This window comes from Caballeronia sp. LZ043 (assembly GCF_031451075.1).
Classification (GTDB): domain Bacteria; phylum Pseudomonadota; class Gammaproteobacteria; order Burkholderiales; family Burkholderiaceae; genus Caballeronia.
The window spans coordinates 2,691,688-2,716,489 of record NZ_JARUXT010000001.1; the positions used below are offsets into that span (position 1 = coordinate 2,691,688).

General features: G+C 66.8%; 23 protein-coding genes and 1 riboswitch. Of the genes, 9 read left to right on the top strand and 14 right to left on the bottom strand.

From position 1 onward, the window contains the following. The first annotated feature begins 1 nt into the window (after position 1). From QCE64_RS12330 to QCE64_RS12360, 7 genes are all read left to right on the top strand, one after another. A complete protein-coding gene (locus tag QCE64_RS12330) occupies positions 2 to 1,144 on the top strand; it encodes a polysaccharide biosynthesis/export family protein (protein ID WP_310003947.1) in 1,143 nt (380 codons plus the stop codon). Further along, a complete protein-coding gene (locus QCE64_RS12335) occupies positions 1,141 to 1,590 on the top strand; it encodes a low molecular weight protein-tyrosine-phosphatase (protein ID WP_309919054.1) in 450 nt (149 codons plus the stop codon). Before QCE64_RS12330 ends, QCE64_RS12335 begins: the two co-directional genes overlap by 4 nt. A gap of 78 nt (positions 1,591 to 1,668) precedes the next feature. Then, entirely contained in the window at positions 1,669 to 3,939 is a 2,271-nt protein-coding gene (locus QCE64_RS12340) for a polysaccharide biosynthesis tyrosine autokinase (protein WP_310003949.1), read from the top strand. Further along, positions 3,936 to 5,150 (top strand): glycosyltransferase family 4 protein, encoded by a 1,215-nt coding sequence (locus QCE64_RS12345; RefSeq protein WP_310003950.1) that lies wholly within the window; start codon positions 3,936 to 3,938, stop codon positions 5,148 to 5,150. The genes QCE64_RS12340 and QCE64_RS12345 overlap by 4 nt, the downstream gene beginning before the upstream one ends. 3 nt (positions 5,151 to 5,153) lie before the next feature. Continuing rightward, complete coding sequence (locus QCE64_RS12350; RefSeq protein WP_309919062.1) at positions 5,154 to 6,371, top strand: polysaccharide pyruvyl transferase family protein; 1,218 nt, start codon at positions 5,154 to 5,156, stop codon at positions 6,369 to 6,371. Between the two features lie 12 nt (positions 6,372 to 6,383). Continuing rightward, positions 6,384 to 7,643: a polysaccharide biosynthesis protein gene (locus QCE64_RS12355; RefSeq protein WP_310003952.1), complete on the top strand. Its 1,260-nt coding sequence runs from the start codon at positions 6,384 to 6,386 to the stop codon at positions 7,641 to 7,643. Positions 7,644 to 7,650: 7 nt separating this feature from the next. Next, a complete protein-coding gene (locus tag QCE64_RS12360) occupies positions 7,651 to 8,709 on the top strand; it encodes a hypothetical protein (protein ID WP_310003954.1) in 1,059 nt (352 codons plus the stop codon). Here the strand turns inward: QCE64_RS12360 and QCE64_RS12365 are convergent. The 12 genes from QCE64_RS12365 to QCE64_RS12420 form a co-directional block, all read right to left on the bottom strand. Further along, positions 8,679 to 9,449 carry a hypothetical protein gene (locus tag QCE64_RS12365; protein ID WP_310003956.1) on the bottom strand — a complete coding sequence of 257 codons (771 nt, stop codon included), beginning with the start codon at positions 9,447 to 9,449 and terminating at the stop codon, positions 8,679 to 8,681. The two genes, QCE64_RS12360 and QCE64_RS12365, sit on opposite strands and share 31 nt — an antisense overlap. A 389-nt stretch (positions 9,450 to 9,838) precedes the next feature. After that, on the bottom strand, positions 9,839 to 10,930 hold the full coding sequence (locus tag QCE64_RS12370; RefSeq protein WP_309919074.1) for a TraB/GumN family protein: 1,092 nt from the start codon (positions 10,928 to 10,930) through the stop codon (positions 9,839 to 9,841). 76 nt (positions 10,931 to 11,006) lie between these two features. Then, complete coding sequence (locus tag QCE64_RS12375) at positions 11,007 to 12,011, bottom strand: peptide ABC transporter ATP-binding protein (RefSeq protein WP_309919076.1); 1,005 nt, start codon at positions 12,009 to 12,011, stop codon at positions 11,007 to 11,009. Further along, positions 12,008 to 13,000 carry an ABC transporter ATP-binding protein gene (locus QCE64_RS12380; RefSeq protein WP_309810649.1) on the bottom strand — a complete coding sequence of 331 codons (993 nt, stop codon included), beginning with the start codon at positions 12,998 to 13,000 and terminating at the stop codon, positions 12,008 to 12,010. The genes QCE64_RS12375 and QCE64_RS12380 overlap by 4 nt, the downstream gene beginning before the upstream one ends. A 4-nt stretch (positions 13,001 to 13,004) precedes the next feature. Next, the gene (locus tag QCE64_RS12385; protein ID WP_310003958.1) at positions 13,005 to 13,925 is read right to left on the bottom strand and encodes an ABC transporter permease subunit; all 921 of its coding nucleotides are present in this window, start codon (positions 13,923 to 13,925) and stop codon (positions 13,005 to 13,007) included. 13 nt (positions 13,926 to 13,938) lie between these two features. Then, a complete protein-coding gene (locus QCE64_RS12390; protein ID WP_309919084.1) occupies positions 13,939 to 14,949 on the bottom strand; it encodes an ABC transporter permease subunit in 1,011 nt (336 codons plus the stop codon). A 130-nt stretch (positions 14,950 to 15,079) separates the two neighbouring features. Then, positions 15,080 to 16,711 carry an ABC transporter substrate-binding protein gene (locus QCE64_RS12395; RefSeq protein ID WP_309919087.1) on the bottom strand — a complete coding sequence of 544 codons (1,632 nt, stop codon included), beginning with the start codon at positions 16,709 to 16,711 and terminating at the stop codon, positions 15,080 to 15,082. Positions 16,712 to 17,022: 311 nt separating this feature from the next. After that, complete coding sequence (gene metF / locus QCE64_RS12400) at positions 17,023 to 17,862, bottom strand: methylenetetrahydrofolate reductase [NAD(P)H] (RefSeq protein ID WP_309931285.1); 840 nt, start codon at positions 17,860 to 17,862, stop codon at positions 17,023 to 17,025. Between the two features lie 43 nt (positions 17,863 to 17,905). Then, positions 17,906 to 18,259: a phage holin family protein gene (locus QCE64_RS12405; RefSeq protein ID WP_309810664.1), complete on the bottom strand. Its 354-nt coding sequence runs from the start codon at positions 18,257 to 18,259 to the stop codon at positions 17,906 to 17,908. An 84-nt stretch (positions 18,260 to 18,343) separates the two neighbouring features. Beyond that, complete coding sequence (gene ahcY, locus QCE64_RS12410; RefSeq protein ID WP_309810667.1) at positions 18,344 to 19,765, bottom strand: adenosylhomocysteinase; 1,422 nt, start codon at positions 19,763 to 19,765, stop codon at positions 18,344 to 18,346. Between the two features lie 32 nt (positions 19,766 to 19,797). Continuing rightward, positions 19,798 to 19,923, bottom strand: a riboswitch (S-adenosyl-L-homocysteine riboswitch). Between the two features lie 103 nt (positions 19,924 to 20,026). After that, positions 20,027 to 20,749 (bottom strand): LrgB family protein, encoded by a 723-nt coding sequence (locus QCE64_RS12415; protein ID WP_309919095.1) that lies wholly within the window; start codon positions 20,747 to 20,749, stop codon positions 20,027 to 20,029. A 17-nt stretch (positions 20,750 to 20,766) separates the two neighbouring features. Beyond that, positions 20,767 to 21,225, bottom strand: a complete 459-nt coding sequence (locus QCE64_RS12420; protein ID WP_310003960.1) for a CidA/LrgA family protein — start codon at positions 21,223 to 21,225, stop codon at positions 20,767 to 20,769. 130 nt (positions 21,226 to 21,355) lie between these two features. Between QCE64_RS12420 and QCE64_RS12425 the strand changes: the two genes are divergently transcribed. Together QCE64_RS12425 and QCE64_RS12430 are read left to right on the top strand one after the other, a co-directional pair. Then, positions 21,356 to 22,300 carry a LysR substrate-binding domain-containing protein gene (locus QCE64_RS12425; protein WP_310003962.1) on the top strand — a complete coding sequence of 315 codons (945 nt, stop codon included), beginning with the start codon at positions 21,356 to 21,358 and terminating at the stop codon, positions 22,298 to 22,300. A gap of 119 nt (positions 22,301 to 22,419) precedes the next feature. Continuing rightward, positions 22,420 to 24,138: an isovaleryl-CoA dehydrogenase gene (locus QCE64_RS12430; protein WP_310003964.1), complete on the top strand. Its 1,719-nt coding sequence runs from the start codon at positions 22,420 to 22,422 to the stop codon at positions 24,136 to 24,138. 19 nt (positions 24,139 to 24,157) lie between these two features. Here QCE64_RS12430 and QCE64_RS12435 read toward each other — a convergent pair whose 3' ends face one another. Together QCE64_RS12435 and QCE64_RS12440 are read right to left on the bottom strand one after the other, a co-directional pair. Next, positions 24,158 to 24,478: an EscU/YscU/HrcU family type III secretion system export apparatus switch protein gene (locus tag QCE64_RS12435; RefSeq protein WP_309931289.1), complete on the bottom strand. Its 321-nt coding sequence runs from the start codon at positions 24,476 to 24,478 to the stop codon at positions 24,158 to 24,160. Then, positions 24,475 to 24,802, bottom strand: a 328-nt coding sequence (locus QCE64_RS12440; protein WP_310003966.1) for a flagellar hook-length control protein FliK, incomplete at its 5' end; no start/stop codon positions are given. The genes QCE64_RS12435 and QCE64_RS12440, both read right to left, overlap by 4 nt.

Consider the following 24,802-nt stretch of genomic DNA (forward strand, 5'->3'; position numbering starts at 1 on the left):
CATGAAGCACTCGATACCGTCCCACATCGTCGCCGCGCTCGCGCTGACGGGGCTGCTGGGCGCCTGCGCGTCGGCGCCGGGCTTTCACATGCCGGTCGGCCCGAACGTGGCGGCGGGTCAGGAGGACAGCCGCTACACGGAGCCTTCGGCAGCCGCGCCCGCGCTGCCGGTCACGGAACTCGACCTGAGTCTCGTCCAGCGCTTCGCCGCCGAGCGCAAGGGACGGCAGGACCAGCAGGCAAAGCGTCTGTTCGCTGCGCCGGAGACCTATACGGTCGGCGCAGGCGACGTGCTGCAGATCGTCGTCTGGGACCACCCGGAGTTCGCCGCGGCGCTCGGACCGGCGCAGGGCCAGGGATCGGCGAAGGCGAGCGATCCGGCGGCAGGCTTCGTCGTGGACCAGGACGGCACGCTCCAGTTTCCGTACGCGGGCACGCTCAAGGTCGCGGGCCTGCGCACGGAGCAGATCCAGCAGCGCCTGCGCGCCGCGCTCGCGGCCTATCTGATCAAGCCGCAGGTCACCGTACGCATGGCGTCGTACCGCTCGCGCCAGGTCTATGTCGACGGTGAAGTGCGCAGCCCGGGCGCCCTGTCGTTGACCGACGTGCCGCTCAGTTTCTACGACGCCGTCGCCCGCGCGGGCGGCTTCAGCGAGAACGCGGATCAAAGCGATGTTGTCCTGGTGCGCGAGGGCGTCTCGCAGCGCATCGACGTGCCGCAGCTGCTTGCGCAGGATCTCAGCCCGTCACGGCTCTACCTGAGGGCCGGCGACATGTTGCGGGTCGCATCGCGCGATGAAAACGCGGTCTATGTGCTGGGCGAAGTCAACAAGCCGGGTTCCGCGCGGCCGCGCCGCGACGGCCGCCTGTCGCTCGCGGACGCGCTCGCTCAGGCGGGCAGCATCAATGCGAACACGGCCGACACGGCGCAGATGTTCGTGATCCGTTCACTCGACGGCACGCCGCAAGTCTTCCATCTCGACAGCCGTTCGCCGGTGTCGATGCTCGTCGCGAAGGACTTCGAGCTGCAGCTGAACGACGTCGTCTATGTCGACGGCAACGGCCTCGTGCGGTTCAACCGCGTGCTGACCTTGCTGATGCCGCTGATCAGCTCGGGACTCACGGCGGGAGTGATCGCGAAATGATCCGCTCCGTGCTGATGGTCTGTGAGGGAAACATCTGCCGTAGCCCGTTGGCGGCGGCGCTGCTCGCTCAGGCGATGCCGGGGATCGAGGTGGGATCCGCCGGCACGCATGCGCTGACCGGCCAGCCGGCGGACCCGCAGGCTGTCGAACTGATGCGGGCGCGCGGCATCGACCTGTCGGGTCACGTGGCGCGCCCGGCGAGTTCCGTATTGCTGCGTCGTCACGATCTCATCCTCGTCATGGCGCTCGGCCAGCGCGAGACGCTGCTCGCGCGCCACCCCTTCGCGCGCGGCCGTGTCTACCGGCTGATGCACGCCGCCCAGCGCGATGTCGGCGATCCATACCGGCAGGGCCGCGCGGCCTTCGAAGCTGCGCTCACGCACATCGAATCCGGCCTGCGCGAATGGCTCGGCCGTCTGCGCCCTGCCTCGCATGCCACGCCCTGAACCCGACCAGCGCAATCGCACCGTCCGACCGGCCGCTGCCCCGGTGCGCCGCGCTCCACTTTCCAGATAGATCCATTCATGCCCTACCCCGATCGACACGGCCTGGCCGCCAGCGCCGAACTCGATGTCATTACGCTCCTCGACACGCTTCTCACGAACGCGCGGCGCATCGTCCTGATCGTGTCCGTGGTCGGGCTGGCCGGCATCGGCTGGAGTTTTCTGTGGCCGCCGAAGTATCAGGCGGACATCCTGATCCAGGTCGAGGACGGCGCCGCCGCAGGCTTGGCCGGCAATCTTCCCAGCCAGATGTCGACGTTTTTCGACGTCAAGTCCTCCGCCGCGGCGGAGGCTCAGATCATCACGTCGCGCCTCGTGGTCTCGCGCGCCGTCGAGAGGCAGTATCTGCACATCGAGGCGGCGCCGGTGCGTTTCCCGTTGATCGGCGATTTCGTTTCGCGCTTTCAGGATGGTCCGCTCGCTCCCGGCGTGTTCGGCTTTGGCGGCTACGCATGGGGCCGCGAGCGCGCCGACGTGAGCCGCTTCGACGTGCCGGCGCCATGGCAGGACGAGCCCTTCATGCTAAAGGTGGAGGCCGGAGGCCGATACACGCTCGCCGGCGCCTTGCTCGACGTCCCGCTGCACGGGCGCGTCGGCGCCGAGAGCCGCGTGAACACGCCGTCCGGGCCGCTGATCATCACCGTGGCGAGCCTCGACGCGCGTCCGGGCACCGCCTTTTCCGTGATCCGGCACGGCTTCGACGACACCGTCGTCAAGCTCCAGCAACGCCTCGACGTCCAGGAAAAGGTCAGGCAGTCGGGCGTGATCGTCGCGACCTTGCTGGGACGCGACGCAGAGCGCACCAGCCGCACGCTGCGCGAGATTGGCGAGCAGTACGTCCGCCAGAACGTGGAGCGCAAATATGCCGATGCGGCTCAATCGCTCGGCTTCCTGATGGCGCAACTGCCTGAGCTGAAACGGCAGCTTGATGACGCGCAGGCGCGCTACACCCGCATGCGCGACGAGCGCGGCGTCATCGATGTGCCGACGCAGATCGCGACCGGAATGCAGCAGCAGGCGGAAGCGCGTGCCCAGTTGATCACCCTGCAGCAGAAGCGCGCGGAACTCGCGACCCGCTACACGCCGCAGCACCCGGGCGTGGTTGCGGCGGACCGGCAGATCGCGCTGCTGCGTGCGCAGATCGCCGCCTTCGACTCCGCGCTGGCCCGCCTGCCCGATATCGAACAGACGGCCGCCCGGCTCACGCTGGACGTGAAGGTCAGCACCGACCTCTATACCTCGACGCTCGCCAACGCGCAGCAGTTGCAACTCGTCAAGGCCGGCAGGGTCGGCAGCGTCCGGATGATCGACGCGCCGATCGTCGCGCAAGATCCCGCGTGGCCGAAACGGCCGCTCGTGGCGGCCGCTTCGCTGCTGGGCGGCCTGCTCGCCGGCCTTGCCTATGCATTCGTGCGGGAGTTCCTGGCCGGCGCGGTCCACTCGGCCGATGAAATCGAGCGCGGCACAGGCTTGCCGGTGCTGGCGACGGTGCCCTTTTCAGCCGCGCAGCGTTTGCTTCGAACTGCGCTCGCGAGCCCGGAAGCCACGCGTGCCGCGCTGCTCGCCGTCGAGGCGCCGCACGATCGAGCCATCGAAAGCCTGCGCAGCCTGCGCACCGCGTTGCGCATGACCGGGCCGGATACGCCGGGCAAGGTGGTCGTAATCACGGGCGCGGCACCGAATGCCGGCAAGTCGTTCATCGCGCTCAATCTCGCCGCGGTGCTGGCCGCGACGGGCCTGCGTGTGCTGCTCATCGATGGCGATCTGCGCAGACCCTCCCTCAATGTCTGTCTGGGCGTGACGCGTGGCCCCGGCTGGTCGGACCTGATTGCGGGAAGCGTGAGCCCGGAGCGCGTCATTCACCGGATCGAAGCGCCTCGTCTGGATTTCGTCGCGGCGGGCTCACCGTCCGACCGCCCCGCCGAATTGCTGCTGTCCGCGCGCGCCGGCGAGCTGATCGACGCCCTGCGCGGCGCGTACGACTTCGTACTCGTCGACACGCCGCCGGTTCTCGCGGTGGAGGACGCGGCGTCGTTCACGTCGCAGGCCAGCGCGGTGTTGCTGGTGGCGAGAGCCGGCGAGACCCGGCTCGGCGAACTGAACGAGACGGTCAAGCGCCTCGGACATGGCGGCACGAAGCCCGCAGGCCTGATCCTCAACGGGCTGTCGATGCGCTCCGTCCGCGCGTCGCTGGGCAGAACGGGCTACCGCAGTTATGGCTACGGCGAGCCCCCCAGGGCGCAATGGCGAACCGCCCTTTCGTTGCTGCGCAGCCGGATGAAACGCACATGAAGCCGCCCATTTCCATCAAGGGCAGCATGAGGCCTGCCCGCGGGCGGCAGGCGCGCGCGGCCGACGTCGCAGCACAGCGCCGCCTGCGCGTCGCCATCGTGGTGGAAGCCGCGGCCGGCGGCATCGCCACCCATCTCGCCGATCTGCTTCCCGGTCTCGCGAAGCGCGGCGTCGAGGTGCATCTGATCGCGCGCCCCGATGGGGATCGCTTCGATTCTCACTGGCTGACCGCCGACTGCCTTGCCTCATGCTCGACGGTCACGCGCCTGCCCATGCAGCGCGCCATCGGCGCACGCGATCTCGTGTCCTTCGCGCGGCTCTACAGGACGCTCGCCGCGCTGCGACCGGACCTCGTGCACTCGCACAGCTCCAAGGCCGGCGTGCTTGCGCGCGCATGCCGCGGGCCCTGGCGTCACGTCTACACGCCGCACGCGGTCTTCACGCTGAATCCCACGCTCGGCGCCGTCGCGCGGCGGGCGATCGGCGCTGTCGAGGGCGGTTTCGGGCGCAGGCTGACCGATCGCATCATCGCTGTTTCGGATGACGAAGCGCGTCACCTGCACGAGGACCTGCACATCGGCCGCCCGCGTATCGCGACCATTCATAACGGCGTGCCCGAGTTCGAGCGCGTGAGCCGTGAAGCGGCGCGGCGCCGCCTGGGCCTGCGCGATGACGCCTTCGTCGTCGGCCTGGTGGGGCGCTTCGCGTTCCAGAAGGGTATCGATCGCTTCGTGTCGATCGCACGTCAGGTCGAGGAGCGGCTCGGCCGGCGCGTGCAGTTCGTCTGCATCGGCAGCGGCGACTTCTGCGCCGCGGCCGGCGTGGCGCTCGACGCGCTGCCGGCCAATCTGCACGTCGTCGGCGCCGTGCCCAACGCCCGGCGCTACTTCGGCGCATTCGATCTCTGCGCGCTGCCGAGTCGCTACGAGGGCTTCCCCTACGTCTATGTCGAATCGGTCGCCGCCGGCGTGCCGATCGTGTCCACGCGCGTCGCGGGCGCGGACGCGCTGGTCGCCGCACGCGACACCGGCGTCGTCGTGCCGAATCACGACGACCCGACGCCCTTCGCCGAAGCGGTGATCGCGCTCGCGACCGATGCGCAACGGCTCGCGCGGCTCAGATCCAACTGCGCGAGCGCTGCCGCCCATTTCACCTCCGAGCGGATGGTGGACGAAACCCTCGCCGTCTATCGGCATTGCATCCACGCCTGAACCATGAAAACGATCGAAAACATCGTGCTGTTGCACGCCTATAGCCGTCGCAATTCCGGTGACGGGTTGCTGGTCGATCTGTCCGCCGCCCTGTTGCGCGAGGCCTTCGGCGCACGCATTCGACTGGCTGTCGTTGCCGCCGACCCGTCGTCGTTCCCGGAATACGACGACGTGCTGCCCGCGCCGGTCATCGCGTCGAGCGGTCTTGCGCGGGTCGCCGCCGCGGCGGGCACCGCCTGCCGCGTCGTCACGCCCGCGGCGGCGCGATTGCGCGAGCGTCTGTCGCAGTGCGATCTGATCGTCGGGGTCGGCGGCGGCTACTTGCGTGCGCGCAATGGCGTCGAGGCGGCCAAGCTGGCGCTCGGGCATCTCGTGCAGGCGGACGCCGCACGCGCCGCGCGCAAGCCAACGGTGTATCTGCCGCAAAGCATCGGGCCGGCGATGAGCTGTTCGTCCGCCCTGTCGGATCGGGCCGCCGGCCGGCTGCGCGAAGCACTGGCGGGGTGCGCTACGGTGTGCGTGCGCGACGACCGCTCCGAGGCCTTTCTTGCCGGCAACGCGAACGTCATGCGCATGCCGGATCTGGCCGTGCTCGAATTCGCCCGGTCGCGCGACGCCGCGCTGGCGCAGGCCGCAGCACGTCCGCACGGCGTGCGGCACGTCGCCCTGGTGCTGCGCGACGCGCCGAGCTGGAGCCGCCCGCAACGCGAACGCTACGCGCAGTCGACGCGCGAACTGATCGCCTTGCTGCGCAACGAGTGCCGGCTCAGTTTCGCGGTGCAGAGCACGGGGCGCGGCAACGACGACGCCGCCTACTACCGGCGGCTGGGCATCGGCGAAACGCTGCCGGGTCTGCGCCATCTGCTGGAGCACGACACGCCGGATGTGGTCGTGTCGGTGCGCCTGCACGGCGCACTCGAGTCCCTGTTGCATGGCGTGCCCGCGTTCCATCTCAGCTACGAGCGCAAGGGCTTCGGCGCGTACGGCGACCTCGCCATCCCGCGCTGGGTGGCGAATGCCGCGGATTTCGACGCCTCGTCGGTCGTGCAGCGCCTGTTCGCGCCGCACGCGCTGCCGGCGTTCTGGGACGCGACGGAGCGCGCGCTGACGCGTATCGCCGGGCAGCGGGCCGCGCTCATCGAGATACTGCGCCACGCCGCGGGCACGAAGACGATGCTCGGCCATCCGCGCCGCGACGCGCAGCGTCCGGTCGAAGCCTGAGGAACCGCGACGATGGTCTGGCGCCTCCTGTCGCGTGCGCTGTCCCTTGCGGCCAAGTTCGGACTGACGATCGTCCTCGCACGCACCTTGGGCCTGGGCGCGGTCGCCGACTACGGCTTGGCCGTCGCCGCTTCGGTCATCGCGTCGAAATTGTGCGGACTTGGTTTCGGCGCCGAACTGAACCGGCGCTTGAGCGAAGCGGATCCGCGTGCCGCGATCGCCACGGCGCGTGCGCTGCGGCGCGTCTATGGGATGCTCCATGCGAGCGCCCTGTGCGGCGCCATGACGGCTTCGCTGTGCGGCTGGCTCCCGGGCGCCGCATCCGACCCGCGAACGCTGGGTCTGCTGCTGTTGGTCGCGGCCAGCGAACACTATGCGATGGAGGTCAACGCCTATGTGTTTTCGGTGCACCGCGCGCGCGCCGGCTCCTCGATGTTGTTCGTGCGTACCGGCGGCTGGTCCGTCTTCGCCATAGCCGGTCTGCTGACGGGCGCGCTTGACGACGTGCGGGCCGTCTTCGTGCTGTGGACGGTGACGAATCTCGCGGTCATCCTGTGGGGCTGGGCGCTGCTTTCACGGCTGGCATCGGACGGCCGCATGCAGCATGGCGCGGCGCGTCCGGCAGCGGCGCTGCGCCCGATCTGGCGCGCAGGCGTGCCGTTCCATGTCGGCGGCGTGCTGCTCGCCGGTTTGCAGTACGCGGAACGCCTTATCGCGTCGGCCTTGCTCCCGGCCGGGGAAGTCGGGCGCTACGTCTTCCTGTGGTCGGTCGCGAATGCGGTACAGACGATCGCGTTCGCGAGCGTCGGGGTGATCGCGGGGCCGCGTCTGGCGCGGGCGGCGGGTGGCTTGCAAGAGACCTGGCGCGTCACGCTGCGTGCGTCCCTGCGCAGTAACGCCGCCGTGAGCGTGGCGGTGGCGCTGGGCATCGGCTGTGCCGCTCCGCTCATCTTCTGGATGGCGAAGGAGCGCGCCACGGGGTTTGCCTGCCTGACCCTCGCCGTTCTGCTGGTTTCGTTCCTGCTGCGCTCCACGGGCGATGTGCTCTGGGCCGCCTGCATCGCGCGTAGCAGGGGGCGTCGGATCGTCGTTGCCCTGTGCTGCGCGGCGCTCGCTTCGCTGCCCCTTTCTTTCTGGCTCATTGCCGGTGACGGCGCGGGTCCGGGTACCGTCCGGATCGCGCTGGCTCATCTGCTCGCCAGCACCACGGCGCTGATCGCGCTCGGATGGGCCCAGCGCGGCCAACCGGCGGGAGCGCGCGCCGATGCTTGAGCGGATCATGCTCACGGGTCCCCGTCTCAGCCGCGGCGTGACGGCCTGGCTGGCGGGACTGGCTTCGTGCGCGTACCTTCTGCTGTTCGTGGCGGGCAGGTCGCTGCTGCCCGACTTTCTGTTTCGGGACGCCGACAAGATCCAGGCGCAGATGGACGGCGCGAGCACCTACGAGGGTTCGTCCTTCGATGCGGTGGGCCAGTTCTTTGCGCTCTTCGGTCCGACGCTGCTCGATGTCCTCGTGGTCGCGATCGGCATCGGGTTCATCCAGTGCATGCTGGCCCGCGCCAGACATGCCGGGGCGCTGGGGGTGGCGCTTCTGCTCGGCGCGCCCTGTGTCTTCTTCAACTTGTTCGTTGCATCGAAAGATACGCTGGTGGTGGCGATCTCACTGCTGATCGTGTGGTCGCTCGCGCGATGGCGCGTGGCGTTCACGGTGGCGGTCGGCGTGGGCGCCTATGTCGTCTACGCGCTGCTGGTGCGCCGCTATTTCCTGCTGATCGGCGCGGCTGCCGCGGCCGTGCTGCTGTTCCGGCGTGCCGGCCGGCGCGGACGGATCGTGCTGGCGGGCCTGCTCGTGCTCGCCCTGCTGCTGTTGCCGTCGGGCGTGTACATCGCGCTCCTGCTGCCGCGCGACATGGCGGTCGACTATCTCATGGTCCAGTCGCCCTTCGGCGCGCGCACGAGCTTTCACAATCTGATGCCGCCGGATTCCTTCGCGGCGTTCTGTATCGACTATCTCCATGCCGTGGTGAGGCTGCATCTGCCGCTGCTGTTTTCGCCCGATCCGCGCGGCCTCGCCATGCAGGTGTTCGTCATCGTCGCCTGGCGATCCGCGCGGCCCTTCCGGCACATCGCCGACGCGAACCCCGTCATGGACGTGCTCGCGTGTCTGGTCATGGGGCATATCGCCGTTTCAATGCTGTTCGAGCCCGATCTCGGCAGCTACGTGCGGCATCTGTCGAGCGTGTCGCTCTTCTGCATGACCCTGCTCGCTGCCCGGGCCGATGCCGCCCGGTCCCTGCATGCCGGGCATCAGCGGCCGCCGGACGCCTTGCCGACATAGTCGAGCACCGGTGCGAGCGCGGGCTTGGGCGCGCCGTCGGCGTCGACGAGACCGAAACTGCGTTCCCGCTCATTGCCCGCCCGCGCGGTGTCCTTCCACTCGTAAAGGGAGACGAGGGAGGCGCTCAGTGTGTCGAGCGCGGCAACGAACGCATCGACGCGGCTTGCCTGCCCTGCCGGGCTGCTCGTGACTGCGCCCCGGGACGGCGCGCCCCATTCGGTGATGGCGGCAGGCAGCCCGTAGCGGTCGCGCAGACGTCGGGCGGTGGCGTTGATCTGGGCGGAGGTCATTCCGTATGCGTGATACGACACGGTATCGATGCAGCCCGGCGACGCAGCGAGCACGGCGTCCAGCAGCGCTCCGGCCGTATTGTCGCGGCGCGGCGCGTGCGCAAAGCCGAAGCCCGCCACTGGAACGGGAAGCGGCGCGCGCCGGAGTTCGTCGCAGACGCCGTGCATGAACGGCGCAAAGGTCTCGCGGACGTTTCCCGTGGGCCAGTAGCGGTCCAGATCCGGCTCGTTCCACAACTCGATGCCGATCAGTTCGGGCGCATAGGTGCGCGCCACGGCGCGCACCTGCATGCCGAAACGCTTGCCGGCGAGGTTCAGAAGCCGGCCGCCCGTCTCGCCCGACGCCAGCAGCGGACGGGTCGAGCGAAGGGTCAGCAGGACGGGCAGCCTGGCGCGCGTCGCGAGGTCGAAAGCCGACGCGACACGCTGCATGTAGGCGGTATCGTCCATGTGGTCCGTCCATAAGCCAAGGCGAATGAAACGGAAGCCGGCGCGCGTGATCGCTCCGGCGTCCTGCTCAGTGAAGGTCTCGATCTTGACCTGCACGCCGACGGGCGGAGGACCCGCGCTTGCGAAGATCGGCGCGGCATCGCCGGAACGGGCTCGGGCCGGCGCCAACGAGAAGATGAATGAGAGGATGAATGAGAGGATGAGCGCGATAGCCCATGACATCGCGATGAAGCAGCGGATCAGCAATGGCGTGCGCACGGGTGGAGACAGGTGTGCGCGGTCGGCGCAGCGGATAGGAAGCAAAGACGCAGTGTAGAGTCTTTCTTTCACCGCGCATGTGAAGAAGTGTCGTCACGCGGGGAAGCATCGTCAATCGATGTGGATCGGCCTTATGCCGGCTCGACCACGAAGCCTCGCTTCCTGAGCAGCTCCAGCACGCCGCGCGGCCCGCCCAGATGCAATGCCCCGATGGCCACGAACACGGGTTTATCCGGCGCCGCCATCTGCACCATGCGCTGCACGAAGCGCCGGTTGCGTTCATACACCACGCGATTGTCGACCTGGGCGGCCAGCGACCGGTTCCTGGCCAGCTTGCTCGACTTCGCATCGTCCCAGGCCTTGAGCGCGTCCGCATCGCCGATGCGCCACAGCCGGTGCAGTTCCTTTACATCCGCGATGTTCTCGGCCGGCGTCTGCACGAGATCCTGTCCGAGCATCTCGCGCTGCTGCGCCGACGTCAGCCGCGTGAAGGTGGAAATCTGTTCGTTCAACGACTCCAGCCCGACAATCTTTCCGCGCGCCCGCAGATAGACGTTCTGCAACTGCGCCTCGGTGCCGTACTCGCTTTCGAAACCGGCCTTGAGCGTGTCGTAGGTTTCGATCAGCATCGACGCCAGCCACGGCCGCGTGTGCCGCAACTGCTTCAGCGCCTCCGGATGCGAGCGCATGCGCGTCTCGACCTGCTGCCACATCGGATCGGGCAGATAGTCGAGCAGGCACTCGCTGCGGCACATGCCGTAGCGGTTCACGTCTTCCTGGGACAGCAGGAGGTCGTCGGGGGAAATCTCGAGCGCGAGCGTAGGCGACGCTTCGAGCGCGGCGAGTATGCGTGCGCGAAACGGTTGCTCGGGCGGATAGTCGTTCGGGAAACCGACGTGCAGCGTGCCGAGCACGTAAATGGTTGTGGCGCCCTTGGTCGCGACGTAGAACGGCATGCGCGGCGGCTGCGCGCGGACCGGGCCGCTTGCCGTGGTGCCGTTCGAGCGGTCGGTGCGCGGCGGAGGTACTTGCCGGGAAGGCGCGGCGGCCGGTCCGGCGTCGCCGGCGGCCTGCGGGGTGCGCGAACCGCCGACGGCAAAACTGTCGGAAGCGACGCAAAGTCCGGCCGTAAACAGCACGAGCGACAGCGCAAGGGCTGTCGCATGGGCGAACGCCGCGCGGAAGAAGCGCGGCTTGACGTGTGAATCCGGCACGACCGACATCTTAAAACATTCGTGTGTCGGCCCGTCCATTCGTCTGCATGAATCAACGCGAAGTCGCGCAGGGCCGACCGGGAAATCAGCCCTCGTCTTCGCCGACCTCCTCCGCGCGATGACACGACACCTGCCGTCCGTCCACCACGCGCAGCTTCGGCTCCTCGGCGCGGCAGCGTTCGATCGCATACGGGCAGCGCTGATGGAACGTGCAGCCCGAAGGCGGATTGAGCGGCGACGGCATTTCGCCCTGCAGCTTGATCTTGATGCGCCGGTCTTCCTCGAACAGCGCGGGCGTGGCGGACATCAGCGCGCGCGTGTACGGATGGCGCGGCCGGGCGTAGATGGTCTCCTTGTCGCCGAGTTCGGCGATGCCGCCAAAGTACATCACCATCACATCGTCGGCAATGTGCTCGACCACCGAGAGATTGTGCGAGATGAACACATAGCTCGTGCCGAACTGCTCCTGCAGGTCCATGAACAGATTGAGGATCTGCGCCTGGATGGAGACATCGAGCGCGGAGACCGGCTCGTCCGCGACGACGATCTGCGGATCGAGGATCATCGCGCGCGCGATCGCCACGCGCTGGCGCTGTCCGCCGGAGAACATGTGCGGATAGCGCGACGCATGCTCCGGACGCAGCCCGACCGTGCGCATCATGTGGGCGATGCGCTCGGCGCGTTCGGTGGCGCTGAGCTTGGTGTTGATTGCAAGCGGTTCGCCGAGCGTCTGCTCGACGGTCTTGCGCGGGTTCAGCGAAGCGAACGGGTTCTGGAACACCATCTGGATGCGTTGCCTTAACTCGGCGACCTTCGCCTTGCTCGCGCCGGCGACATCATCGCCTTCGATCAGCAGGCGGCCCGACGTCGGCGTTTCGATCATCGTCAACTGACGGGCGAGCGTTGACTTGCCGCAGCCCGATTCGCCGACGACCGCGAGCGTATGCCCGCGCTTCAGTTCGAACGACACGCCGTTCAGCGCCTTCACCGTGCCGTGCTGGAACGCGCTGCGCTTCACGTCGTAATGTTTCGCGAGCTGGTCCGCCGCCAGCACGATGTCCTGATTGAGCTGCTTGGGTACGGCGTTCATCGCGCGCCTCCTTCCACCACTACGTCGATGTTCAACGGCTTGATGCAGCGCGCGCGCACCGCCGGATCGTTGCTGTCCAGCGGGAACAGGTCCGGCCGGCCCTTCCAGCAGGCCTCGACGACATACTTGCAGCGCGGCGCAAACAGACAGCCGCTCGGGCGATCGTCCTTGCCCGGCACCATGCCCGGCAGCGCCGCCAGCCGTGCGGCGCCGCGGCTATGCTCGGGAATCGCGGCGAGCAGCGCTTCGGTATAGGGATGATGCGGCTCACTGAAGATCGTCGGCACGTGATTCGTTTCGATGATCTCGCCCGCGTACATCACCGCCACGCGCTGCGCCACTTCGGAGACCACGGCAAGATCGTGCGAGATCAGCACCAGCGCCATGCCGCGTTCCTTCTGCAGGCGCACGAGCAGTTCCATGATCTGCGCCTGGATGGTCACGTCGAGCGCGGTGGTGGGCTCGTCGGCGATCAGCAGCTTGGGGTTGCACGCCACCGCCATCGCGATCATCACGCGCTGGTTCATGCCGCCCGACATCTGGTGCGGGAACGACTCGATGCGGCTCTTTGCATCCGGAATGCCGACCTGGTCGAGCAGTTCGACCGCGCGCTTGTGCAGCGCGTCGCCGCGCAGGCCCTCGTGCAGCTTCAGCACTTCCTTGATCTGATAGCCGACGGTGTAGCTCGGGTTCAGGCTCGTCAGCGCGTCCTGGAACACCATCGCGATGTCCTTGCCGATGATCCTGCGACGCTCACGCGCCGAGGCCTTCAGCAAGTCCTTGCCGTCGAAGGTGACCTGGTCGGCGCTGACCTTGCCGGGCGCGTCGATGAGGCCCATCAGCGCCATCATCGTGACGCTTTTTCCCGAGCCGGATTCGCCGACCACGCCCACCACTTCGCCGGGCTTCACGGACAGGTCGATGCGATCGACGGCCTGCGTGCCACCGAACGTCACCTGCAGATTGCGGATAGTCAAAAGGTCATTCATGTCGTCAGCCCATCCGCTTCAGTTTCGGATCGAGCGCGTCGCGCAGCCCGTCGCCCAGGAGATTGATGACGAGCACCGAGATCAAAATCGAGAGGCCCGGCATGGTGACGATCCACCAGGCGCTTTCGATATAGTCGCGCGCCGAGGCCAGCATCGCGCCCCACTCCGCCGCCGGCGGCTGCACGCCGAGGCCGAGGAAGCCGAGCGCGGCGGCATCGAGAATGGCGGACGAGAAACCGAGCGTGGCCTGCACGATCAGCGGCGCCGCGCAGTTGGGCAGCACTTGCGAGAACATCAGGCGCACGGTGCCCGCGCCGGCCACCCGCGAAGCCGTCACGTATTCCTTCTGCAACTCGCCGAGCGCGGAGGCGCGCGTGAGCCGCACATAGCCCGGCAGCGCGACGATGGCGATGGCGAGCATCGTGTTGACGAGTCCCGGCCCGATGATCGCCACGACCGCGACCGCCAGCAGCAGCGAGGGCAGCGCGAGCAGCACGTCCATGACGCGCATGATCGGCGTGTCGAGCCAGTGGAAGAACGCGGCCATGAGACCGAGCACGATGCCCGGAATCAGCGCCAGCACCACGGACACGAAGCCGATCCAGAACGACAGCCGAGCGCCGTACATGAGACGCGAGAGGATGTCGCGGCCGGCTTCGTCGGTGCCAAGCAGGAACATGCCGTTGCCTCCATCGAGCCACGCGGGCGGGATCTTCACGTAGTCGCGATATTGCTCGATCGGGCTATGCGGTGCGATCAGCGGCGCGAACAGCGCGACCAGGATCAGCAGCAGCACGATCAAACCTGCCACCACGGCGCCGCGATTGCGTGAGAAGTTGGCCCAGAATTCGCGGGCGGCCACCATGCGGCCGGAAGGCGGCGGCGTGATCGCTTGCGGGGGGAGATTGTTTTGGATGTCAGCCATGATCGTGTCGTGATTACCTCGTATGGCGAATGCGCGGATTCAGCACGCCGTAGAGCAGATCCACGACCAGATTCACGACGATCACGAGCGTCGCGATCATCAGAATGCCGCCCTGCACGACGGGATAGTCGCGCCGCGAGATGGCGTCGATGAGCCACTTGCCGACGCCCGGCCACGAGAACAGCGTCTCGGTCAGCACCGCGCCCGCGAGCAGCGTGCCGACCTGCAGGCCGATCACCGTGACGACGGGAATCAGCGCATTGCGCAGCGCATGCACGATGACCACGCGCAACGGCGAGAGCCCCTTGGCGCGCGCGGTACGGATGTAGTCCTCGCGCAGCACTTCGAGCATCGAGGAGCGCGTCATGCGCGCGACCACTGCCAGCGGAATCGTGCCGAGCACGATGGTCGGCAGGATCAGATGGCTCACGGCCGAGGTGAAAGCGCCTTCGTCGGATGAGAACAGCGCGTCGATCAGCATGAAGCCGGTCACGTGCGGAATGTCGTATTCCACCGCGATGCGGCCCGACACCGGCGTCCAGCCGAGCTTCGCCGAGAAGAACATGATGAGGATCAAGCCCCACCAGAAGATCGGCATCGAATAGCCGGTGAGCGCGGTGCCCATCACGCCGTGATCGACGACCGTGCCGCGTTTCAGCGCCGCCGCGACACCCGCCGGCAAGCCGACGACGAGCGCGAAGATCATCGCGCAGATCGACAGTTCGACCGTGGCCGGAAAGCGTGCGAGGAACTCGCCCATCACGCTGGTGTTGGTGATGATCGAGGTGCCGAGATCGCCCTTGAGCGCATGCCCGACATAGGTGAGGTATTGGAGCGGAAGCGGCTGGTCGAGGCCGAGGCGCTTCATGGCTGCGGCGTGCATGGCCGGGTCCACGCCGCGCTCGCCCATCATCACTTCGATGGGATCGCCCGGAATCAGGTGGATCAGCGCGAACGCGAGAATCGTGATGCCGATGAACGTCGGTATCACCATGCCTATGCGTCGCAAAACGAATCGGAACATGATCGCCCTTTTCGGTCTTGGGGGGACAAAAACGTATCCGGCGGCTTGGATCTCGTGGACCCGCGCCGCCGGACCTTGTACTTGTTATTTAGTGCAAAAAGCGTTCTGCTGCAAAGACTTGCCGCAAAGCTTATTGCATGCCGACGCCATCGAAGCGCACGTAGCCAAGCGGCTCGATCTTCATGTTCGTCACCTTCTTGCTGACCGGCTGATAGACCGTCGAGTGCGCAATCGGCGAGAAGGGCAGCTGCTGCGCGAAGATCTGCTGGGCGTCGGTGTAGGCCTTGGTGCGCGCGGCGACGTCGGTGGTCGAGCGGCCCTTCACGACGAGATCGTCGAACGGCTTGTAGCACCACTTCGAGAAGTTGCTGCCCTTGACCGCATCGCAGCCGAGCAGCGTGCCGAGCCAGTTGTCGGGATCGCCGTTGTCGCCGGTCCAGCCGATCAGCAGCGCATCATGCTCTCCCGCGTGCGCGCGCTTCAGATACTCGCCCCACTCGTACGACACGATGTTCGCCTTCACGCCGATCTTGGCCCAGTCGGCCTGGATCATCTCCGCCATCAGGCGCGCGTTCGGGTTGTAGGCGCGCTGCACGGGCATCGCCCACAGCGTGATCTCCATGCCGTTCGGGAAGCCTGCCTTCGCGAGCAGCGCCTTTGCCTTCGCGGTGTCGTACGCCTGGCCCTTCAGGTTCTTGTCATAGGACCATTGCGTGGGCGGCATCGGTGCGGTGGCCGGCTGGCCTGCGCCCTGATACACGGAATCGATGATCGCCTTCTTGTTGATCGCCATGTCGAGCGCGCGGCGCACGTCGGTGTTGTCGAGGCCCTTCTTGGTCACGTTGTACGCCACATAACCTTCGTTGAAACCCGCCTGCGACGGCGTATCGACGTTCGATGCCGACTTCAGCGCCGCGATGTCGCCCGGACGCGGATAGCTCATCACCTGGCACTCGTTGCTCTTCAGCTTCTGCACGCGCACGGCGGCGTCCGGCGTGATCGAGAAGATCAGCTTCGAGATCTGCACCGCGTTCGGCTTCCAGTAGTCCGGGTTGCCGTCGAAGCGGATGGTCGCGTCCTTCGTATAGCTGCGGAAGATGAACGGGCCCGTGCCGACCGGCTGCTGGTTGATGTCGGCGGCCTTGCCGTCCTTCAGCAGCTTGTCCGCGTACTCGGCGGACAGGATCGATGCGTATTCCATCGCCATGTTCTGGATGAACGGCGCGCTGACTTCCTTCAGCGTGAACTTCACGGTGTACGGATCCACCTTCTCGATCTTCGAGATCAGCTTGTCCATGCCGAGGTCGGTGAAGTACGGGAACTGGACGTTGTATGCCTTGCGGAACGGATTGTTCGGGTCGAGCATGCGGTTGAACGTGAAGATTACGTCGTCCGCGTTGAATTCGCGCGTGGGCTTGAAGAACGACGTCGTCTGGAACTTCACGCCATGACGCAGGTGGAACGTGTAGGTCAGGCCATCCGGCGACACATCCCATTTCTCGGCGAGACCCGGCTCGACCTTCGTGCCGCCGCGCTCGAATTCAACCAGGCGGTTGTACACGGTGAACGTGTTCGCGGTGAAGTCGGTGCCGGTGGTGTACTGGGCGGGATCGAAGCCGGCGGGGCTGCCTTCCGAGCAGTACACCAGCGTCTTGTTGGGGATCGCGGCGTGCGCGACGGTGGCCGCGAACAGCGTCGCCGTAGCGATGGCGCCCGCGAGCGCAGGTCCGCGGACCGCTCGCAACAGGCTGTTTTTGTTCATGTTTTCCTCCAGGTCGATGCCGGCTTTCATTCCGGCGTAGCGCGAGTGTATAGGATCGCGTCGGATGCTTTTTCAAGCGTTTGCGCGAATGCGGGCGCTACCGTAGCACGAACAAAAGTGGCTTGCGTAGTTGGTTTTCCCCACTAGAGTTTGTCGCCGATGGCGGGTCGATAAGAGCAGGTTATCGACCATACGCGCAAGTAATAGACCTTGGCGCGTCCATGCGCAAAGAGGAGATTCGTAAGGGAAGGGAAAGAACCGCGCGACGGACGCCGCGCGGTCAAGGCAGAAAGTGAAACTCAGGCAGACACTCAGGCGCTCTTGAAGCCGAGCCGCTCGCACACGGTCTTCGCGGCCCACGCGCCGTTCAGCGTGTAGAAATGCAGGCCGGGCGCACCGCCGTCGATGAGACGCTGGCACAACCCCGTCACCACATCCACGCCGAAGGCGCGGATCGACTCGCGGTCGTCGCCGAAGCTTTCGAGCCGGCGGGCGACCCACTTCGGCACTTCGGCGCCGCACATGTCGGAGAAGCGCATCAGTTGCGAGAAGTTGGTGATCGGCATGATGCCCGGCACCACGGGTACGTCCACACCGAGCTTGCGCGCTTCCTCGACGAACCTGAAATACGAGTCCGCGTTGAAGAAGTACTGCGTGATCGCGGAATTCGCGCCCGCCTTCACCTTGCGGGCGAAGTTCTCGAGATCGGCGCGCGGCGACTTCGATTGCGGATGAAACTCCGGATACGCGGCCACTTCGATGTTGAACCAGTCGCCGTGCTCCTGGCGGATGAACGCCACGAGTTCCGACGCATAGCGCAACTCGCCGACTTCGCCCATGCCCGAAGGCAGGTCGCCGCGCAGCGCGACGATATGGCGGATGCCGTGCCCGCGATAGTTCGAGAGGATCGCGCGCAGATTCTCCTTCGAGGAGCCGATGCACGACAGATGCGGCGCGGCTTCGAAGCCTTCCGCGGCCATCTCGAGCACGGTATCGAGCGTGCCTTGCTGCGTGGAGCCGCCCGCACCGAAGGTCACGGAGACGAACTTGGGCGAGAGCGTCTTCAGTTCGGCGCGGGTGGCGCGCAGCTTGTCCACGCCCTCTTGCGTTTTCGGCGGGAAAAACTCGAATGAAAGTTCGATCGGTTTCATGATGAGCAGGGATCGAGCGGCGGCGACGCAGGGGCGATCTGACTCAGCCGAAGTTGCGGTTGCCGAAAATCAGCGCCGACAACAGCCAGGACACGATGCTGTACAGGATCGAGCCGAAGAACGCGGACCAGAACCCCGAAACCTCGAACCCCTTCAGCAGTGACGAGCACAACCAGAAACACAGCGCGTTCACCACGAGGATGAAGAGGCCGAGCGTCAGGATCGTGACCGGCAGCGTAAGGAGGATGAGGACCGGGCGCAGGATGGCGTTGATGAGCCCCAGCACCACAGCGATGATGAGCGCCGTGCCGAAACTGCGAATATGAATCGACGGCACGAGATAGGTGATGATCAACAGCGCGAGCGCGTTGATCAGCCATGTCAGCAGCACGGTCATCGATGATTCTCCGGTTGATGCGTCAGGTCGCCGGCGCCGCACGGATGCGCGGGCATCCGTGCGGACGCGGGTCGCCGCCCGCGGTTAATAGCGGTAGTGGTTCGGCTTGAACGGACCGTTCTTGCCGACGCCGATATAGCCGGCCTGCTCGTCGGACAGCACGGTCAGTTCCGCGCCGATGCGGCCCAGATGCAGGCGCGCGACCTTCTCGTCGAGATGCTTCGGCAGCACGTAGACCTTGTTCTCGTACTTGTCGCCCTGGCAGAACAGTTCGATCTGCGCGAGCGTCTGGTTCGTGAACGAGTTCGACATCACGAAGGACGGATGGCCCGTTGCGCAGCCGAGGTTCACGAGGCGGCCTTCAGCCAGGATGATGATCTTCTTGCCGTCCGGGAAGATGATGTGATCGACCTGCGGCTTGATGTTGTCCCAGGTGTACTGGCGCGTCGAGGCGATGTCGATTTCGGAGTCGAAGTGGCCGATGTTGCAGACGATCGCGTTGTTGCGCATGGCCTTCATGTGATCGTGGTTGATCACGTGATAGTTGCCGGTGGCGGTCACGAAGATGTCGGCCTTGTCGGCGGCGTATTCCATCGTCACGACGCGGTAGCCTTCCATCGCGGCCTGCAGCGCGCAGATCGGATCGATTTCCGTGACCCACACGGTGGCGCCCAGACCGCGCAGCGACTGCGCGCAGCCCTTGCCCACGTCGCCGTAACCCGCAACCACCGCGACCTTGCCGGCGATCATCACATCGGTGGCGCGCTTGATGCCGTCCACGAGCGATTCACGGCAGCCATACAGGTTGTCGAACTTCGACTTCGTGACCGAATCGTTGACGTTGATGGCGGGGAACGGCAGGCGGCCTTCCTTTTCCATCTGATACAGGCGGTGCACGCCCGTGGTGGTTTCTTCCGTCACGCCCTGGATGTGCGACAGGCGCGTGGAATACCACGTCGGATCGGCATCCAGATGCTTGCCGATGGACTTGTACAGCGCGACTTCTTCTTCGTTGGTCGGCTTGCTGATGACCGAGCGGTCCTTTTCAGCCTTCGCGCCGAGGATCAGCAGCAACGTGGCGTCGCCGCCGTCGTCCAGGATCATGTTGGCGAATTCGCCGTTCGGCCATTCGAAGATGCGGTGCGAAAATTCCCAGTACTCGTCGAGCGATTCGCCCTTGAACGCGAACACCGGCGTGCCGCCTGCGGCGATCGCGGCGGCGGCGTGATCCTGCGTCGAGAAGATGTTGCACGATGCCCAGCGCACGTCCGCGCCCAGCGCCGTGAGCGTTTCGATCAGCACGCCCGTCTGGATGGTCATGTGCAGCGAACCGGCGACGCGCGCGCCCTTCAGCGGCTGCTGCGCCTTGTACTCTTCGCGCGTCTGGATGAGACCCGGCATTTCCGTTTCGGCAATGTCGAGTTCTTTCCGGCCCCATGCGGCCAGCGACATGTCGGCGACGACGTAATCCTTGGAATCCTTGGAATCGAGAACTGCGGCGTTCATCACGCCCTCCTTTTCTAAAAAGACTAGAAATGTTGACGTGAGCGCCGTTCGAATGCGGGGGCTCTGGGGGGCATTGCACATGCCTTCGAACCGTCCGGATTGAATGCTCCGAGCCTGGCGGGCGTTTTGAAAGCCCGTCGCAACGCTCCTCGGAAGCGAACGCCGATTGTAGCAAAGACTCGTCGGACGAAGGCGCAACGGCCGCGCGCCGAAGCGGGTTTTTGGCGGGCCGGTGCGAGACTGCCGGGCCGCGTTTCGGGATCAGAAAGGAAGGATGGACAAGAGCGGCGCGAGCAGGACCATGGCGACGCCCGCGATCATCATGGTCAGGCTCGCGACGACGCCTTCCTCGCTGCCGAGCTCACGCGCCTTCGCCGTGCCGACGCCATGCGCCGCCGCGCCGAACAGCGCGCCGCGCGCGAGCCGCGTGCGCAGCGGCAGGAGCGCCAGCACGATTTCGCCGAACAGCATGCCGCACACGCCGGTGGCGATCACGAACAGCGCGGTGAGGTCCTTGGGCGCATGGATCTTGTCCGACACGGCCAATGCGAACGGCGTGGAGACGGAGCGCGTTGCGAGGCTGCGCTGCAGTTCCGGCGACAGATGCAGCAGCTTGGCCAGCGCCAGCGAGCCGCCCACCGCCACCAGAATGCCGACCGTCACGCCGACGGTCAGCGAGATCCAGTGCCGCTTGATGAGCGTGCGGTATTCGTAGATCGGCACGGCGAAGGCCACGGTGGCAGGGCCGAGCAGCCACATGAGCCAGCGCGTGTCGGCGAAGTAGACCTGGTACGGAATGCGGGCCATCACGACGATGATCCCGAGCACCACTGGCACCGCCAGCAGCGGCGTGAGCCACGGACGCCGGAAGCGTGCGTAGAGCTGCTTGGCCGCGAAGTACAGCGCCACGGTCAGAACCAGGCAGCCCGCCGCGATCAGACGGGCGGAATCGTCGGCGAACAGGGATTCGTAGAAGTGGTTCATGGCGGCGCTCGGGGTGTTCAGACGCGGGCGGCGTGCCGCGTGACGAGCGCGCGGCGCAATGCGAGACGCCGCTCGAGACGCGCGGCACGATCGACGGCGAAGGCCACCGCGACCATCACCATCAGCGTTCCGCCGACCACCACCAGCGCGAGCCGCCAGCCGTCTTCCAGAAACAGGCCGCCGTACTGGACCGCCGCGACGGCGGCCGGGATGAAGAACAGCAGCATGTCCGCCAGCAGCCAGTCGGCGCCGGCCTTGACCCAGCGCGGCGCGATGCCGCCGCAGAACAACAGCGCCAGCAGCGCGACCAGCCCCACGACGCCGCCCGGAACCGGCAGCGACAACTTGCGCGCGACAAAATCCGCGGCAGCCCAGATCGCGGCCAGCACTGTCGATTGCAGTGCGACGCGCACGAAGCGGCCAAACGCGCCACGGGCGTTGCGGGTTTGGACGGGACTGGCGAGGGCGGCGGACATGGCGGTCTTCTCGGGGTCTTGGGCGTTGAACTAGGGTTAACCTGTAGACCGAGTATATGGGCGCCCCAAGCATAATAAAAATGACTTAACCTTATTCAAATCATTCCAATCCGGAATCCGGGAGCCGACGATGGAACTACGCGCTTTGCGGTACTTCATCGAAGTGGTGAAGCAAAAGAGCTTTACCGCCGCCGCCGAACACATGTTCGTGACCCAGCCGACCATCAGCAAGATGGTGAAGGCGCTGGAGGACGAGGTCGGCTCGCCGCTGCTGCTGCGCGAAGGCCGTCAGATGGTGCTCACCGATGTCGGGCAGATTGTCTGGCAACGCGGCGCCGAAGTGCTGGCCGCGCACGCGCGTCTGGAAGCCGAACTGAACGATCTCGGCACCTTCGGTCGCGGCACGCTGACCATCGGCATTCCGCCGATGGGCGGATCGCTGTTCACGCCGGCCATCGCCGCGTTCCGGCAACGGTATCCGAAGGTCGAACTGAAGCTGTTCGAGCGCGGCTCGAAGGCGATCGAGGCGGCGCTGCTCGACGGCGAACTGGAACTGGGCGGCGTGCTGCAACCCGTCGATGCCGACCTGTTCGACGTGCTTCCCGTCAGCCGCCAGCTGCTGTGGCTGGTGGCGCAGAAGGGCTCGCGCTGGGACGACGCGCAGGAAGTCGCGCTCGCCGATCTCGCCGCCGAACCCTTCGTGTTCTACGGCGAAAGCCTCGCGCTCAACGATGTCGTGCTCGCCGCGTGCCGCGACGCGGGTTTCGCGCCGACCATCGTCGGGCGCAGCGGGCATTGGGACTTCATCTCGGCGCTGGTGCAGGCCGGCATCGGCATTGCGTTGCTGCCGGCGCCGTATTGCCGGCGGCTGGACGCCGAAGCGTTTACGTGCCGGCCGGTGGTCAAGCCGGAGATCCACTGGGACATGGCGCTCGGCTGGCGGCGCAACGGCTATCTGTCGCATGCGGCGCGCGCGTGGATCGAGGTGGCGCGCGAGATGCTGCCCGCCAATCTCGGCCAGGACTTCATGGCCGACGGCTTTTCTCGCGGGCGCCGTGGCAAGCCGGCCGAATAGCAGCGCGCGGTGAACCTGCACAGCCTATGATTTGTTGAGTATCCGTCGAGCGGGACCGCGCCTGCCCGCCGACAACCGGCGCGGCCCGTCCGGTGCGCGCCGCGCCCAGGAGACCGAAGATGTCCGCGACTTCGCCCGCCTCATCCGACACCGCTGCTCTGCCGTTCCAACAAACCCACGAAGTCACCAATCAGGTCGAGCCGCTTGTCGGCTATGACGCATTCGCCTTCGATCACGCGCTCGTCGCGGCGCTCCGCCGCGAGGGCGCGCAATGGCACGCGGAGGCGCTCTCGAACGATGGCATGGCGCTGACGCAGCCGGATGTCGTCGCGCTCGCGGAGCTGGCCAACCGGCACGAACCGGCGCTTTCGACCCACAGCCCGCGTGGTCAACGCATCGACGCGCTGGAGTTTCATCCGGCCTGGCACGAACTGCTGCGGCGTCTGCGCCGGGCAGGCGCGCACGCGATGCCGTTCGAGCCGTCCGCGCAGCCGGGATCGATGGCCGCGCGCTGCGCCGCGTATTTCCTGCACGGGCAGCTGGAATCGGGTTCGCTTTGCCCGATCACGATGACCTTCGCCAGCATTCCGGTCTTGCGCAACGAGCCCGACCTGTACGCGCGGCTTGCGCGGCCGCTGCTGTCGCGCGAGCACGATCCGCGCGACATTCCCCTGGAAGCCGGCAAGCATTCGATGATGATCGGCATGGGCATGACCGAGAAACAAGGCGGTTCGGACGTGCGCAGCAACCGCACGCGCGCGCATGCGCTGGGCGCGCCGGGACGCGGCGGCGCCTATCGGCTGATCGGGCACAAATGGTTTTTCTCCGCGCCGCAATGCGACGCCCATCTCGTGCTCGCGCGCACCGAAGAACAAGGCGGGCTGTCGTGTTTCTACGTGCCGCGCTTCCAGCCGGATGGCCGCAAGAACGCGGTCGAGGTCCAGCGGCTGAAGGACAAGCTCGGCAACCGCTCGAACGCGAGCAGCGAAGTGGAGTTCCGCGATGCCTACGGCGTGATGATCGGCGAGGAAGGACGCGGCGTGCCGACCATCATCGAGATGGCGAACTTCACGCGGCTCGATTGCGTGATCGGCAGCGCGGCGCTGATGCGCGCGGCGCTCGTGCAGGCGATCCACCACGCGCGGCACCGCAGCGCGTTCGGCGCGCCGCTCGTCGATCAGCCGCTGATGCGCAACGTGCTCGCCGACCTTGCGCTCGAATCCGAAGCGGCCACGGTGTTGTTCATGCGTCTCGCGGGCGCGTTCGAGGACAGCGCGGCGCCGGGCGGATCGGCGCAAGCGCGCGCGTGGCGGCGCATCGTGACGCCGGCCGCGAAGTTCTGGGTGTGCAAGCGCGCGCTCGAATTCACCGGCGAGGCGATGGAAGTCTGGGGCGGCAACGGTTATGTCGAAACCGGGCCGATGGCGCGCTTCTACCGCGAGGCGCCGGTGAACTCGATCTGGGAAGGCTCGGGCAATGTGATGTGCCTCGACGTGCTGCGCGCGTTCGAGCGCGAACAGGACGCCGCGCACGCGCTGCTCGCCGACTGGAACGCGACGGCCAGCGCGCATCCGGCGCTGGCGGGCGCACTGGCGTCGCTGATGAAGCTATTGACCGGCGATCCGGCGGCGCGCGAGGCATCGGCGCGGCGCATCGCGCAGCAGCTGGCGCTGTGCGCGCAGGGTGTCTTGCTGGCGCGGCATGCGCCGCAGGAAGTGGCGGATGCGTTCATCGAGACGCGCCTCGGCGACGCGCGGGGCGACACGGGGCGGGTCTACGGCACGCTGCCGGCGCGCTTCGATCACGCCGCGCTCGTGAACCGCGCCTTCGCGGCGTGAAAGCGTCGGCGGTGAAGGATCAACGCAGCGCGCGCCCCGCTTCGCGCAACGGCTCCTCGTTTTCCAGCCGATACACCCACGACAGCAGTTCCGCGACCGCGTGATAGAGCGCAGGCGGAATGTGCGCGTCGAGATCGACCTGCATCAGCAGCGACACCATTTCCGGCGACTCGTGCACATACAGCCCCGCCTCCTTCGCGCGCTGCACGATCATCTCCGCGACCATGCCGTAGCCCTTCGCGACCACGCGCGGCGTCGCATCGCGATTGCCCGCCTCGTAGGCGAGCGCCGTGGCCTGCATGCGGGTGTACGGCGGCGGCCCCGACTGGTTCTGGTTCATGCCGCGCCTCCCTCGCCCGCTGCCGGACGCAACAGATGCTCGAGCGGCGACCTGACCGGCTTCCTGTCATTCGGTTCGCCGGAGATGGCGAGATCGGTGGAGCCGTCCATCGAACGGACCGACAGCGACGCCAGCGCCAATCCCGCCGCTTCCAACTGGCGCGCGAAGGCGGGGCCGTCGGTGGCGAGACGGCGCGCGCCCGCGTCGCCCGCCTTGATGCGCGCGACCAGCTTGTCGCCGGTCAGCACCAGCTCGGCGTCCACGGTGCCGAGCGCCGGCAGCGAAAGCGTGATGCGCGTGCGCCAGGCGCGCTCGACGGCGGCG

Bases quoted from the DNA above. Each gene is read 5' to 3' on its own strand.
- QCE64_RS12330 (WP_310003947.1), top strand. From the start codon at position 2: ATGAAGCACTCGATACCGTCCCACATCGTCGCCGCGCTCGCGCTGACG.
- QCE64_RS12335 (WP_309919054.1), top strand. From the start codon at position 1,141: ATGATCCGCTCCGTGCTGATGGTCTGTGAGGGAAACATCTGCCGTAGC.
- QCE64_RS12340 (WP_310003949.1), top strand. From the start codon at position 1,669: ATGCCCTACCCCGATCGACACGGCCTGGCCGCCAGCGCCGAACTCGAT.
- QCE64_RS12345 (WP_310003950.1), top strand. From the start codon at position 3,936: ATGAAGCCGCCCATTTCCATCAAGGGCAGCATGAGGCCTGCCCGCGGG.
- QCE64_RS12350 (WP_309919062.1), top strand. From the start codon at position 5,154: ATGAAAACGATCGAAAACATCGTGCTGTTGCACGCCTATAGCCGTCGC.
- QCE64_RS12355 (WP_310003952.1), top strand. From the start codon at position 6,384: ATGGTCTGGCGCCTCCTGTCGCGTGCGCTGTCCCTTGCGGCCAAGTTC.
- QCE64_RS12360 (WP_310003954.1), top strand. From the start codon at position 7,651: ATGCTCACGGGTCCCCGTCTCAGCCGCGGCGTGACGGCCTGGCTGGCG.
- QCE64_RS12365 (WP_310003956.1), bottom strand. From the start codon at position 9,449: ATGGACGATACCGCCTACATGCAGCGTGTCGCGTCGGCTTTCGACCTC.
- QCE64_RS12370 (WP_309919074.1), bottom strand. From the start codon at position 10,930: ATGTCGGTCGTGCCGGATTCACACGTCAAGCCGCGCTTCTTCCGCGCG.
- QCE64_RS12375 (WP_309919076.1), bottom strand. From the start codon at position 12,011: ATGAACGCCGTACCCAAGCAGCTCAATCAGGACATCGTGCTGGCGGCG.
- QCE64_RS12380 (WP_309810649.1), bottom strand. From the start codon at position 13,000: ATGAATGACCTTTTGACTATCCGCAATCTGCAGGTGACGTTCGGTGGC.
- QCE64_RS12385 (WP_310003958.1), bottom strand. From the start codon at position 13,925: ATGGCTGACATCCAAAACAATCTCCCCCCGCAAGCGATCACGCCGCCG.
- QCE64_RS12390 (WP_309919084.1), bottom strand. From the start codon at position 14,949: ATGTTCCGATTCGTTTTGCGACGCATAGGCATGGTGATACCGACGTTC.
- QCE64_RS12395 (WP_309919087.1), bottom strand. From the start codon at position 16,711: ATGAACAAAAACAGCCTGTTGCGAGCGGTCCGCGGACCTGCGCTCGCG.
- metF (WP_309931285.1), bottom strand. From the start codon at position 17,862: ATGAAACCGATCGAACTTTCATTCGAGTTTTTCCCGCCGAAAACGCAA.
- QCE64_RS12405 (WP_309810664.1), bottom strand. From the start codon at position 18,259: ATGACCGTGCTGCTGACATGGCTGATCAACGCGCTCGCGCTGTTGATC.
- ahcY (WP_309810667.1), bottom strand. From the start codon at position 19,765: ATGAACGCCGCAGTTCTCGATTCCAAGGATTCCAAGGATTACGTCGTC.
- QCE64_RS12415 (WP_309919095.1), bottom strand. From the start codon at position 20,749: ATGAACCACTTCTACGAATCCCTGTTCGCCGACGATTCCGCCCGTCTG.
- QCE64_RS12420 (WP_310003960.1), bottom strand. From the start codon at position 21,225: ATGTCCGCCGCCCTCGCCAGTCCCGTCCAAACCCGCAACGCCCGTGGC.
- QCE64_RS12425 (WP_310003962.1), top strand. From the start codon at position 21,356: ATGGAACTACGCGCTTTGCGGTACTTCATCGAAGTGGTGAAGCAAAAG.
- QCE64_RS12430 (WP_310003964.1), top strand. From the start codon at position 22,420: ATGTCCGCGACTTCGCCCGCCTCATCCGACACCGCTGCTCTGCCGTTC.
- QCE64_RS12435 (WP_309931289.1), bottom strand. From the start codon at position 24,478: ATGAACCAGAACCAGTCGGGGCCGCCGCCGTACACCCGCATGCAGGCC.